10 protein-coding genes are annotated in these 12,728 nt (G+C 59.9%); 2 read left to right on the plus strand and 8 right to left on the minus strand.

The annotated features are described in order from the left end of the window. Window positions 1–120 precede the first annotated feature (120 nt). From AC3IUE_RS31980 to AC3IUE_RS32015, 8 genes are all read right to left on the minus strand, one after another. A complete protein-coding gene (locus tag AC3IUE_RS31980) occupies window positions 121–1,017 on the minus strand; it encodes a peptidoglycan DD-metalloendopeptidase family protein (protein WP_489264699.1) in 897 nt (298 codons plus the stop codon). A 221-nt stretch (window positions 1,018–1,238) separates the two neighbouring features. Next, window positions 1,239–2,189, minus strand: a complete 951-nt coding sequence (locus tag AC3IUE_RS31985; protein WP_489264701.1) for a response regulator — start codon at window positions 2,187–2,189, stop codon at window positions 1,239–1,241. 167 nt (window positions 2,190–2,356) lie between these two features. After that, window positions 2,357–3,118, minus strand: coding sequence for a phosphate signaling complex protein PhoU (gene phoU / locus AC3IUE_RS31990; RefSeq protein ID WP_008150055.1), 762 nt, complete (start codon window positions 3,116–3,118; stop codon window positions 2,357–2,359). A gap of 71 nt (window positions 3,119–3,189) precedes the next feature. Beyond that, the gene (gene pstB, locus AC3IUE_RS31995) at window positions 3,190–4,023 is read right to left on the minus strand and encodes a phosphate ABC transporter ATP-binding protein PstB (RefSeq protein WP_033059285.1); all 834 of its coding nucleotides are present in this window, start codon (window positions 4,021–4,023) and stop codon (window positions 3,190–3,192) included. Between the two features lie 130 nt (window positions 4,024–4,153). Next, entirely contained in the window at window positions 4,154–5,824 is a 1,671-nt protein-coding gene (pstA, locus tag AC3IUE_RS32000; RefSeq protein ID WP_489264704.1) for a phosphate ABC transporter permease PstA, read from the minus strand. Window positions 5,825–5,839: 15 nt separating this feature from the next. Next, entirely contained in the window at window positions 5,840–8,122 is a 2,283-nt protein-coding gene (locus tag AC3IUE_RS32005; protein ID WP_489264706.1) for an ABC transporter permease subunit, read from the minus strand. 230 nt (window positions 8,123–8,352) lie between these two features. Continuing rightward, window positions 8,353–9,354 (minus strand): phosphate ABC transporter substrate-binding protein PstS, encoded by a 1,002-nt coding sequence (locus AC3IUE_RS32010; protein ID WP_489264708.1) that lies wholly within the window; start codon window positions 9,352–9,354, stop codon window positions 8,353–8,355. A 242-nt stretch (window positions 9,355–9,596) separates the two neighbouring features. Next, the gene (locus AC3IUE_RS32015; protein ID WP_056738607.1) at window positions 9,597–10,895 is read right to left on the minus strand and encodes an MFS transporter; all 1,299 of its coding nucleotides are present in this window, start codon (window positions 10,893–10,895) and stop codon (window positions 9,597–9,599) included. Window positions 10,896–11,259: 364 nt separating this feature from the next. Between AC3IUE_RS32015 and AC3IUE_RS32020 the strand changes: the two genes are divergently transcribed. Continuing rightward, entirely contained in the window at window positions 11,260–11,664 is a 405-nt protein-coding gene (locus tag AC3IUE_RS32020) for an acyl-CoA thioesterase (RefSeq protein WP_003177184.1), read from the plus strand. Window positions 11,665–11,720: 56 nt separating this feature from the next. Beyond that, window positions 11,721–12,620 carry a D-hexose-6-phosphate mutarotase gene (locus AC3IUE_RS32025; protein WP_489264711.1) on the plus strand — a complete coding sequence of 300 codons (900 nt, stop codon included), beginning with the start codon at window positions 11,721–11,723 and terminating at the stop codon, window positions 12,618–12,620. Window positions 12,621–12,728: the final 108 nt, after the last annotated feature.

Here is a 12,728-nt window from a genome sequence, read left to right on the forward strand (position 1 = left end):
TCCGGATCCGCGTCGATCCCTTCGCGAGCAGGCTCGCTCCCACAGGTTTTGCACAGACCTTGTGGGAGCGGCGGTGCGACGATTCGACTTGCTCGCGAAGGCGTCAGAACAGGCAACACCTCACTGCTTGCCCAACGCAAAGTTGGGCAACGCGCCCACCGGTTGATTGAACTGGTACGGGATCGACACCAGCCCCAACCCGGTATTGCGCTGCACCACGAAATGCAGGTGCGGCCCGCTGCTGTTGCCGGTATTGCCCGACAAGGCCAGTGGACTCCCCACCGACACCCGTTGCCCCTCGCGAACGCTCACCGAACCTTGTTTGAGGTGCAGGTACACGCCCATCGTCCCGTCATCGTGCAGCACCCGCACGAAATTACCCGACGGATCGTTGCCGCGCCCGGTCTGGGCATTCTCGGTTTTCACCACCACACCGCCACGCGCCGCGATGATCTGCGTGCCTTCGGGCATGGCGATGTCCATGGCGTAGCGGTTCTTTGGACCGAAGTGGCTGTATTGACCGTTGGCGCCCTGACTCAGCCGAAACGGTCCGCCACGCCACGGCAGCGGGTACCGATAGGCCTGGGCGGCCCCTGAGGGGTCGCCCAGGGAGTATTCAAATTTGGGGACATACGCGAGCGGCCTTTCGGGCTGCGTGGCCGTGAGCAGCGCCAGACGAATACTGCTGCGTGCCGGCATCACCCGGCGGATCGGGCGGCTCGGCGCACCACTGACGTTCTTCAGCCCGCCGAAGCTCAATTCGATTTCTACCGGCGCATACAAGTCATTGCGCACGTAAACGCTGTCCACGCCCTTCTTCTTCGTGATGACGAGGTACACCTGACGCTCTAGATTCTCGACCATGCGATCACGAAAAACGAACACCTTGGAGCCCGTCGTGGGGCGGTCGCTGTAGGAGACCACGCCATTGGCGTCGGTGGACTTGTAGATCGTCAGGGCCATCGCCGAGGCGGATGCCATGAAAAGACCGCAGAAAAACAGCAGGCGCGCGAGCATGGGCAAGATTCTGTCGAGTAAGGCCTGGGTAGGAGCCTAGCAGCTGCAATGGACCCGGGTAGTCGGCAGATGTTTCAAAATGGGCCGTTCAGCGGATGTGTGGTGAGTTCGAAGAACTCATCGCGAGCAAGCTCGCTCCCACAAGGGAACGCATTCCAATGTGGGAGCAGCCGGTCGACGCTCGATTGCTCGCGATGGCGGCCTAACAGACGATACCGAACTTAAGCGCCGGGTACGAAATGCTTCTGCGCCGTACCACGTGCTATCAAACGGGAAATGTAATCAAGCTTCTGCGCATCCTGGTCGACGAAGCGGAAGGTCAGTTGCAACCAGTCGCTGTCGGGCTTCGGCTCGTGGGCGACGATGGCGTGCAGGTAGCCGTTCAGACGGGCGGTTTCGGCGTTATCGCCCTGCTCCAGGTCGAGCACGGCGCTGTCGAGCACTTGCGGCAGGGCGTCGGTACGCTTCACCACCAGCAGTGCTTCCTTGAGACTCAAGGCCTTGATCACACATTGCTGAATGCCGTTCGGCAGGCGCAATTGGCCCTGGCCACGACCGCCCGTTGGCGCTGCGGAGGACGCTGGAGGCTTGATCGGCGGGCTGTTGAGCAGACCGCGAGACGGAGCAGCCGCCGGAGCCAGCGCGGCGGCGACAGGTTTGGCGAACGGGTTGACCGGCGCCGCTGCAGGCGCGACCACGGCAGCTTTGCCACCGGTCAATGCGCTCAGGGAGTCGTTGCCGAACGCCGAGTTCATTTTGGTCGGCGCGCTGTTCATCAAGGTGTCGAGCTTGCCGACCTTGTTCAGGGCCTGCTTGACCTTGGTCAGCAGTTGCTCGTTGGTGAACGGCTTGCTGACGTAGCCGGAAACACCGGCCTGGATCGCCTGAACGACGTTCTCTTTATCGCCACGGCTGGTCACCATCACGAACGGCATGGTCTTGAGGTTGTCCTGCTCGCGGCACCAGGTCAGCAGTTCCAGGCCGGACATTTCCGGCATTTCCCAGTCGCACAGGACCAGGTCGAACGCTTCCCGTGCCAGCAAGGCCTGAGCCTTTTTGCCGTTGACCGCGTCTTCGATCCGGATCCCCGGGAAGTAGTTGCGCAAGCACTTCTTCACCAGGTCACGAATGAACGACGCATCGTCCACGACCAACACACTGACCTTACTCATCCATCACCCCTTTAAAAAATCCCGGCAAGCATACCGCTTTGCTGATGGCACATTGCCAAAAACCTTCAGTCACGCCGGGACTTTTCGTTCGCGGGTGCTGCTTTCGAATTCATCAACCACAAACAAAAACGCCCGGCCAAAAGGCCGGGCGCTTTTCTCAGGCAATCTTACTTATCGTCAGCTTTGCCCGGAACATTAGCGGTTTCGCCACTTGTGCCTTCAACTTCTTCTTTCATGCGCTTGAGGCCCAGGTGCCGCACGTCGGTGCCGCGCACCAGGTAAATCACCAGCTCCGAGATATTGCGTGCGTGGTCGCCGATCCGTTCCAGCGAACGCAACACCCAAATGATGCTCAAGACCCGCGAGATAGAGCGCGGGTCTTCCATCATGTAGGTGGCGAGCTCGCGCAGCGCGGTTTTGTATTCGCGGTCGATGATCTTGTCGTACTGGGCCACCGACAACGCCAGGTCGGCGTCGAAGCGGGCAAAGGCGTCCAGTGCATCGCGAACCATGTTGCGGACCTGGTCGCCGATGTGGCGAACCTCGACGTAACCCCGCGGGGCTTCGCCTTCTTCGCACAACTGGATGGCGCGACGGGCGATCTTGGTCGCTTCGTCACCGATGCGCTCCAGGTCGATGACCGACTTGGAGATGCTGATGATCAAACGCAAGTCCGACGCTGCCGGCTGACGGCGAGCCAGAATGCGCAGGCATTCTTCGTCGATGTTGCGTTCCATCTGGTTGATCTGGTCGTCGATCTCGCGAACCTGCTGGGCCAGGCCGGAGTCGGCCTCGATCAGCGCGGTGACCGCGTCGTTGACCTGCTTTTCCACCAGCCCGCCCATGGCCAGGAGGTGGCTGCGCACCTCCTCGAGCTCAGCGTTGAACTGCGCGGAGATGTGATGGGTAAGGCCTTCTTTGCTAATCATGTTGGCGTCCTTGGAGCGTCCGGTAAGGTGCGGTGGACCGCAGCGTCAGTTCAGTGAGCAACAACAGCTTCCTAGCCGTAGCGACCCGTGATGTAGTCTTCGGTCTGCTTCTTCGCCGGATTGGTGAACAGGGTGTCGGTGTCGCCGAATTCCACCAGTTTGCCCATGTACATGAACGCCGTGTAATCGGAAACCCGCGCGGCCTGTTGCATGTTGTGGGTCACGATGACGATGGTGAACTTGGATTTCAGTTCGTAGATCAGCTCTTCGACTTTCAGCGTGGAGATCGGGTCGAGTGCCGAGCACGGTTCGTCGAGCAGCAGCACTTCCGGCTCCACGGCGATGGTGCGAGCGATCACCAGACGTTGTTGCTGACCACCGGACAGGCCCAGCGCCGACTCATGCAGACGGTCTTTGACTTCGTCCCACAGTGCCGCGCCTTTCAACGCCCACTCGACGGCTTCGTCGAGGATGCGCTTTTTGTTGATGCCCTGGATGCGCAGGCCGTAGACCACGTTCTCGTAGATGGTTTTCGGGAACGGGTTAGGCTTCTGGAACACCATGCCGACGCGACGACGCAGCTCGGCTACGTCTTCGCCCTTACGGTAGATGTTGTTGCCGTAGAGGTTGATCTCGCCTTCGACACGACAGCCATCCACCAGATCGTTCATGCGGTTGAAGGTGCGCAGCAGCGTGGACTTGCCGCAGCCGGACGGGCCGATGAAGGCGGTCACGCGCTGTTTCGGGATGTTCATGCTGACGTCGTACAGCGCTTGTTTGTCACCGTAGAACAGGCTCAGGCCCGGCACTTCAATGGCTACCGTTTCCTGTTCGAGACTCAGGCTCTGTTTGTCGCGACCCAGCGCCGACATGTTGATGCCGTGGGTATGTGCTTCGTGCTGCATGGGAGGCTCCCTGTGCTAACAAATTCGGTTCAGTTTTTGTGGGAGCCAGCCTGCTGGCGATTCAGGCAACGCGGTCAATCTGTAAACCGCGGTGATGCCATCGCCAGCAGGCTGGCTCCCACATAAGAAATCAGCTATCCAGCGCTTTGTATTTTTCGCGCAGGTGGTTACGGATATAGACGGCCGACAGGTTAAGCGTGGCGATCACCAGCACCAGCAGCAGCGCCGTGGCGTACACCAGCGGCCGCGCAGCTTCGACGTTCGGGCTCTGGAAGCCGACGTCATAAATATGGAAGCCCAGGTGCATGATCTTCTGGTCCAGGTGAAGGTACGGGTAGTTGCCGTCCAGCGGCAGCGACGGCGCCAGTTTCACCACACCTACCAGCATCAGCGGCGCCACTTCACCAGCGGCGCGAGCCACCGCGAGGATCATGCCGGTCATCATCGCCGGGCTGGCCATCGGCAGCACGATCTTCCACAAGGTTTCAGCCTTGGTTGCGCCGAGGGCCAACGAGCCTTCACGCACGGTGCGAGGGATCCGCGCCAGACCTTCTTCAGTGGCCACGATCACCACCGGCACCGCCAGCAGCGCCAGGGTCAGCGAGGCCCAGAGCAGACCCGGCGTACCGAAGGTCGGTGCCGGCAGTGCTTCAGGGAAGAACAACCGGTCAACCGAGCCGCCCAATACGTAGACGAAGAAGCCCAGACCGAACACGCCGTAAACGATGGCTGGGACACCGGCCAGGTTGTTCACGGCGATGCGGATAATCCGCGTAAGCGCGTTCTGCTTGGCGTATTCACGCAGGTAAACCGCCGCCAGCACGCCGAACGGGGTCACGATCATCGCCATGATCAACGTCATCATCACGGTGCCGAAAATCGCCGGGAAGATCCCGCCTTCGGTGTTCGCTTCACGCGGGTCATCACTGAGGAATTCCCACACCTTGCTGAAGTAGAAGCCGATCTTGGTAACGGTGCCCATCGCGTTCGGCTGGTAGGCATGTACCACTTTACCGATGCTGATTTCGATTTCTTTGCCGTTCGCATCGCGGGCCGTGAGGCTGTCGCGGTTGAATTGGGCGTGCAGGTCATTCAGACGGGCTTCGATGTCTTGATAGCGCGCATTGAGCTCAGCGCGCTCGGATTCCATGTCCGCTTGTGCGGTAGCGTCGAGCTGGCCTGCCAACTCCAGTTTGCGGCCGTGCAGACGCACACGCTCCAGACCCGAGTTGATTGCGCCAATGTCGGTTTTTTCCAGGCTCTTGAGCTGCGCGGCGAGCTTGTTGACGCGTTCCACACGCGCCTGCAACTCAGGCCACGCCGCTTCGCCTTCAGCGATGACCTTGCCGTCCTGTTTGACGTTGACCAGGTAGCCGTAGAAGTTGCCCCATTCGCGACGCTCGATGGTCATCAGCTCTGGCGGCGTCTTCTGGTTGGTCAGCCACTCGCCGACGATCCAGGTGAAGTCGTTGCCGTTCAAGTCACGGTTGCCAACCTTGATCAGCTCGCGGGTCATGAACTCCGGGCCCTGATCGGGCACCGGCAGGCCAGCGCTTTTCAGGCGCTCGCGCGGCACTTCTTCTTTCTGTACCACTTCACCGATGACCAGGTGATTGGCCTGGCCCGGCACGTCGTAACTGGCGTGGATCAGGTCCGCCGGCCAGAAGTGGCCCAGACCGCGCACGGCAATCACGGCCAGCAGGCCAATGGTCATGATGACCGCGATGGACACCGCGCCACCGCTGATCCAGACGCCGGGGGCGCCGCTCTTGAACCATCCATTCAGGGAGTTCTGTTTCACAGACTTCTACCTTTCTTAAAGCGACGAGTATTTCTTGCGCAGACGCTGACGAATCAGTTCTGCGAGGGTGTTCATGACGAAGGTGAACAACAGCAGCACCAGCGCCGAGAGGAACAGCACGCGGTAGTGGCTGCCGCCGACTTCCGATTCGGGCATTTCCACCGCAACGTTGGCCGCCAGGGTGCGCAGGCCTTCGAACAAGTTCATTTCCATGACCGGGGTGTTACCGGTGGCCATCAGCACGATCATCGTTTCACCGACTGCACGGCCCATGCCGATCATCAGCGCCGAGAAAATGCCCGGGCTGGCGGTGAGGATCACCACGCGAGTCATGGTCTGCCACGGCGTGGCACCGAGGGCCAGAGAGCCGAGGGTCAAACCGCGAGGCACGCTGAACACGGCGTCTTCGGCGATGGAGTAGATGTTCGGAATGACCGCAAAGCCCATGGCCAGACCCACCACCAGTGCGTTGCGCTGGTCGTAGGTGATGCCCAGGTCGTGGGAGATCCACATGCGCATGTCGCCGCCGAAGAACCAGGTTTCCATGTACGGGCTCATGTACAGCGACAGCCAGCCCACGAACAGGATCACCGGGATCAGGATCGCGCTTTCCCAGCCTTCCGGCACTTTCAGGCGGATCGATTCAGGCAAGCGGCTGAAGGTGAAACCCGCTACCAGAATGCCGATCGGCACGAGCATCAGCAGGCTGAAGATGCCCGGCAAGTGACCTTCCACATACGGCGCGAGGAACAGGCCGGCGAAGAAGCCGAGGATCACCGTCGGCATCGCTTCCATCAACTCGATCACCGGTTTGACCTTGCGGCGCAAGCTTGGGGCCATGAAGTATGCGGTGTAGATCGCCGCAGCGACGGCCAGCGGCGCGGCCAACAGCATGGCGTAGAACGCGGCTTTCAAGGTACCGAAGGTCAGCGGAGACAAGCTCATCTTCGGTTCGAAGTCAGTGTTGGCGGCGGTCGATTGCCAGACGTATTTAGGCTCGTCGTAGTTCTCGTACCAGACCTTGCTCCACAATGCGCTCCACGAAACTTCCGGGTGCGGATTGTCCAGCAACAGTGGCTGCACCTTACCGTTGGCCTCGACGATGATGCGGTTGGCACGCGGCGACAGACCGAAAATGCCTTGGCCTTCCACCACCTGATCGACCAGCAAGGTGCGGTGAGCGGTACTGTGGAAGACGCCGAGCTTGCCGGACGCGTCGAGGGCAACGAAGCCTTTGCGACGTTCTTCGGCGGTGATTTCCACAATCGGCGCGGTGCCCATCTGGAAGGTACGAATCTGCTTCAGACGCAGCTCGCCGTCCGGGTCGCGCGCCATGAACCACTGAGCCAGACCACCCTTGGAGTCACCGAGGATCAGCGAGATGCCGCCCACCAGTTGAGTACTGGCGGTGATCTGCGCTTCGCCATCTTCCAGCAGCTTGTAGCGACCATTGAGGCTCTTGTCGCGCAGGCTGAACACGTCGGCCTGGGCGCGACCGTTAATCACGTACAGCCACTGCTGACGCGGGTCGACGAAGATGTTCTTCACCGGCTCCGTCATCTGCGGCAGATCGATGCGCTTCTGCTCATTGCTGACTTCGCCGGTCATCATGTTTTCTTCGCTGGTCAGCGACAAAACATTGAGCTGCGAACCGGTGGAACCGACCAGCATCAGCGTCGTATCGGTCGCGTTAAGGCTGACGTGCTCCAGCGCACCGCCCGCCTCGTTCAGCGCGATCGGCGTTTCGCCGTACGGGTATTCGATGGCCGGCGAGATGGTTTTCTTGCCGTCCGGGTAGCTGACTTTATAAGTGTGACGGAATACCAGCGCCTGGCCGTTGGACAAGCCCACCGCCACCAATGGATGGCCTGGTTGGTCTTCACCGATGGAGGTCACGGTAGTGCCGGCCGGAACCTTCAGATCGACGCGCTTGAGTTCAGCGCCACTGTCGATATCGAAGAACAACGCCTGGCCCTTGTCGGAAACCCGCATGGCGACCTGGTTCTGTTCTTCCAGGGAGATCATCAACGGCTTGCCGGCGTCTTGCATCCAGGCCGGCGTGATGGCGTCCTTGGCGGTCAGGTCAGCGCCCTGAAACAGGGGCGCGACAACGTAGGCCAGGAAGAAGAAGATCAGCGTGATCGCGCCGAGAACGGCGAGGCCGCCCACGAGGACGTACCAACGGGTCAGGCGATCTTTGAGCGCGCGGATGCGGCGCTTGCGTTGCAACTCAGGCGTATTGAAGTCAATTCGCTTGGGGGGATTAGTAGTCATGGTGGAATTGGCCAGATCATTCATTCGCACACCCTAGCGATCCTGTATGACAGAAAGATGACAATGCAGTGACGCAACAAATCCGCCGCCTGTGGGAACTGGCAGCGGACTGAAAAATTGGGGGTTGCAGGAGCTGTCGAGGGAACCGAGGCTGCGATCTTTTGATCTTGCGGTTAGAGGCCAGATCAAAAGATCGCAGCCTAGTTTCACTCGACAGCTCCTACAGAGTCCGGGTTTATCCCGGACTCAAGGTTTTACTTTTTTGCGACTTCAGCGCCGCCTTCCTGCAGACCCAGGTCAGCCAGTGCTTTTGCAGCAACCTTGGCCGGCAGTGGGATGTAGCCGTCTTTCACTACAACTTCCTGGCCCTGTTTGGACAGAACCAGCTTCACGAACTCAGCTTCCAGCGGCGCCAGAGGTTTGTTCGGGGCTTTGTTGACGTAAACGTAGAGGAAACGCGACAGCGGGTACTTGCCGTTCAGGGCGTTTTCTTCGGTGTCTTCAATGAATTCAGTGGTGCCTTTTTTGGCCAGAGCCACAGTCTTCACGGAAGCGGTTTTGTAGCCGATGCCCGAGTAACCGATGCCGTTCAGCGAGGAGCTGATCGACTGCACGACCGAAGCCGAGCCTGGTTGTTCGTTGACGTTTGCCTTGTAGTCGCCTTTGCACAGAGCTTCTTCTTTGAAGTAGCCGTAGGTGCCGGATACCGAGTTACGACCGAACAGCTGAACCGGCTTGTTCGCCAGGTCGCCGGTCACGCCCAGGTCGCCCCAGGTTTTCACGTCGGTTTTAGCGCCGCACAGACGAGTGGACGAGAAGACTGCGTCGACTTGTTCCATGGTCAGGTGCTGGATCGGGTTGTCTTTGTGAACAAAGATAGCCAGGGCGTCTACTGCAACCGGGATAGCGGTTGGCTTGTAGCCGTACTTCTGCTCGAAGGCAGCCAGTTCGGTGTCCTTCATCTTGCGGCTCATCGGGCCCAGGTTAGAGGTGCCTTCAGTCAGCGCAGGTGGCGCAGTGGCGGAGCCAGCGGCCTGAATCTGGATGTTTACGTTCGGGTATTCTTTTTTGTAGTTCTCAGCCCACAGGGTCATGAGGTTGGCCAGGGTATCGGAGCCGACACTGGACAAGTTGCCCGACACACCAGTGGTCTTGGTGTAGCTCGGGATCGACGGGTCAACAGCGGCGAACGCGTTGGCAGTCGCAACGCCAGCAGCGACAAAAGTCATTGCCGCCATCAAACGCTTCAGTTTCATGCCTTACTCCTAGCAGATAGGTGTGTTAAGTCGGGGCCAAGTATCAGCAGGCCGTGTGAACACTCTATGGCTGAAATATGACAATTGGATGAAAGGCCAGCATTCGATCTTTTGCAGGATGATTCGCGTCGCCTTCATCGCGAGCAGGCTCGCTCCCACAGGGGATCTGCGGTGAACACAGAACCAATGTGGGAGCGAGCCTGCTCGCGATGGGGCCAGTGCAGTCGATACAAAGGGTCGGCTTAGCGACCTTTCTTCCAGAGGTACGCGCCCACCAGAATCCCGACACCGCAGATGATCGCTACGTAATACGCAGGCCCCAACGGGCTTTCCTTCAGCAGCAAGGTGACAACCATCGGGGTCAGGCCGCCGAAGATGGCGTAGGCCAGGTTGTAGGAGAACGACAGCCCGCTGAAGCGCACCACCGCCGGGAAGGCTTTGACCATCACATACGGCACTGCACCGATGGTGCCGACCAGCAAGCCGGTCACGGCGTACATCGGGAACAGCCAGTCCGGGTGGTTGAACAGGCTGTGGTAGAAGGTCCACGAACTGATCAGCAACGCGGCACTGCCGAACACGAAGACTCGACCCGCGCCGAAGCGGTCAGCCAGTGCACCGGAGGCGACGCAGCCCAGGCTCAGAAACACGATCGCCAGGCTGTTGGCCTGCAATGCGGTGGTTGGCGAGAAGTGGTAGACGGTCTGCAGCACGGTCGGGGTCATCAGGATGACCACGATGATGCCGGCGGACAGCAGCCAGGTCAGCAGCATGGAAATCAGGATCGCCCCGCGATGGTCGCGCAACACCGCGCGCAGCGGCACTTCTTCTGCCAGTGCCTTGCGCAGTTGCAGCTCGGCGAATACCGGCGTCTCGTGCAACCAGCGGCGCAGGTAAACCGAGAACAGGCCGAACACGCCACCCAGCAGGAACGGAATCCGCCAGGCGTAATCCGACACTTCGACCGGGGTGTAAATGCTGTTGATCGCGGTGGCGACCAACGAGCCCAGCAGGATACCGGCCGTCAGGCCGCAGGTCAGGGTGCCGCAGGCGTAGCCGATGTGCCGCTGCGGCACGTGTTCGGAAACGAATACCCACGCGCCCGGCACTTCACCGCCAATCGCCGCGCCCTGAATCACCCGCATCAGCAGCAACAGGATCGGCGCCCACATGCCGATCTGTGCATAAGTCGGCAGCAAACCCATGATCAGGGTCGGCACCGCCATCATGAAAATGCTCAGGGTGAACATCTTCTTGCGTCCCAGCAGGTCGCCGAAGTGCGCCATGACGATACCGCCCAGCGGACGCGCCAGGTAGCCGGCGGCAAAGATCCCGAAGGTCTGCATCAAGCGCAGCCACTCGGGCATGTCGGCCGGGAAGAACAGCTTGCCGACCACCGTGGCGAAGAACACGAAGATGATGAAATCGTAAAACTCCAGCGCGCCGCCCAAGGCAGACAGCGATAACGTCTTGTAGTCGTTGCGAGTCAGCGGACGTGCGGACTGGGTTGGCTGCGCGATGCTCGAAGGCGCTGTGGTCATGGCAAGGCTTCTCTTATAGTCGGATCTGCAACCCCAACAACGCTGGCTGAGGCTTGGGCAGGTCCGGCACGATAGCAAATTGTTCGAAAAAGCACATAGAGGTGCGTATTTGACGGTCGAAATGAGAACCGGACGGTCGTCTCGGAGTCTACCGACCGATATACTCGCAATCCTGCACCTGCTTGTAAGGGGTTGCTGTGCGAAAACGTCGTTGGCAGCCGTCAGCCGATTTCGCAGAGTTTCCCTTTAGGCGCCTTACGAAAAACGTGACGAACGTAGTATGTTCGGGGCTGAATCGTTTTTCCTTGAGACGGCTATTCACCTGAAGTACCAATGAGAGTCACGGGTCAGAGGCACCCCCGGCATGATAGAGCTCGAACAAGAAGATCCAATCCCGCAAGGCGACCTTGCCCTGCAAATTACCGCGCTTCCTCGCGAAACCAACGGCTTTGGCGATATTTTCGGCGGTTGGCTGGTGTCGCAGATGGATTTGGCCGGCACCGCAATGGCCAGCAAAGTCGCGGGTGGCCGCGTGGCTACGGTTGCGATCGACCGCATGGCGTTTCTGGTTCCGGTAGCGGTGGGCGCTCAGCTCTCCTTCTATACCCAGGCGCTGGAAATCGGCCGCAGCTCGATTCAGATGATGGTCGAAGTCTGGAGTGACGATCCGCTGTCCAGTGAATGGCGTAAGGTGACTGAAGCCGTGTTTGTGTTCGTCGCCATCGACGGCAGCGGACGCACCCGTTCGGTTCCGCCGAGAGCTCGTTAAACACTGCGACTTTTCTGCGGTCCATTGCAGTCATTGTTCCTGATCGAGAGTTGCCCATGAGTACGCCCAACGTTGAAGCCGTGAAACTGGATGAACTGAACTGCTGGCGCATCCGCCACGGGCAGGCCGAATTGCTGGTTGCCCAGCAGGGCGCGCACATCCTCAGTTATCAAGTGGCCGGGCAACCGCCGCTGATCTGGCTCAACGACGAGGCCGTGTTCAAGACTGGCAAGAGCATCCGCGCCGGGGTTCCGGTGTGCTGGCCGTGGTTCGGCAATCTGCCGCGCAACCCGCAGAGCGTTCAGGCGATGCGCGTCAGCAACGAAGCGCCGACCGCCCACGGGCTGGTAAGGGCGATGGACTGGGAACTGGGCGGCATTGAAACCGAGGGCGAAAGCCTCAAGGTGGAGTTTGTTCTGCCTTACCCTGAAGGCGGCTTGCCAGGCTGGCCACATCAAGTGGATTTGAAGCTGAGCATTCGTCTGGATGAGCAACTGCACATCAGCCTGACCAGCCATAACCAGGGCGCTGACAACGTCACCATCAGCCAGGCGCTGCACAGCTATTTCGCGGTCAGCGATGTACGCGAAGTGCATGTCGAAGGGCTGGATGGCTTGAGTTACATCGAAACCCTGGACGACTGGAAAACCGTCACTCAGACCGGCGATCTGCGTTTTGCCGGCGAGACCGATCGTATCTATCTCAATACCCCGGCGAAGCTGAGTATTGTCGATCCGGCCTGGGAACGACGCATCGAGCTGACCAGCAGCGGCTCACGCTCGGCGGTGATCTGGAATCCGTGGATTGATCGCGCTGCGGCGTTCAGCGACATGGCCGACGATGGCTGGCAGCGGATGCTGTGCATTGAAACGGCGAATGTGATGGGTGATGTGGTGACGCTGGCACCGGGTGCGAGCCATACCCTGGGTGTCAGCATCGGCAGCAAACCTCTCTAACACCAGATACCCAATGTGGGAGCGAGCCTGCTCGCGATAGGGCCATAACATCCAACATCAATGTTGACTGTTTCACCGCCATCGCGAGCAGGCTCACTCCCACATTTT

The sequence above is a fragment of the Pseudomonas sp. GL_093 genome, assembly GCF_057837605.1.

What these genes read in the sequence shown, in the direction of transcription:
- AC3IUE_RS31980 (WP_489264699.1), bottom strand. Translation starts at nt 1,017, where the DNA reads ATGCTCGCGCGCCTGCTGTTTTTCTGCGGTCTTTTCATGGCATCCGCC.
- AC3IUE_RS31985 (WP_489264701.1), bottom strand. Translation starts at nt 2,189, where the DNA reads ATGAGTAAGGTCAGTGTGTTGGTCGTGGACGATGCGTCGTTCATTCGT.
- phoU (WP_008150055.1), bottom strand. Translation starts at nt 3,118, where the DNA reads ATGATTAGCAAAGAAGGCCTTACCCATCACATCTCCGCGCAGTTCAAC.
- pstB (WP_033059285.1), bottom strand. Translation starts at nt 4,023, where the DNA reads ATGCAGCACGAAGCACATACCCACGGCATCAACATGTCGGCGCTGGGT.
- AC3IUE_RS32005 (WP_489264706.1), bottom strand. Translation starts at nt 8,122, where the DNA reads ATGAATGATCTGGCCAATTCCACCATGACTACTAATCCCCCCAAGCGA.
- AC3IUE_RS32010 (WP_489264708.1), bottom strand. Translation starts at nt 9,354, where the DNA reads ATGAAACTGAAGCGTTTGATGGCGGCAATGACTTTTGTCGCTGCTGGC.
- AC3IUE_RS32015 (WP_056738607.1), bottom strand. Translation starts at nt 10,895, where the DNA reads ATGACCACAGCGCCTTCGAGCATCGCGCAGCCAACCCAGTCCGCACGT.
- AC3IUE_RS32020 (WP_003177184.1), top strand. Translation starts at nt 11,260, where the DNA reads ATGATAGAGCTCGAACAAGAAGATCCAATCCCGCAAGGCGACCTTGCC.
- AC3IUE_RS32025 (WP_489264711.1), top strand. Translation starts at nt 11,721, where the DNA reads ATGAGTACGCCCAACGTTGAAGCCGTGAAACTGGATGAACTGAACTGC.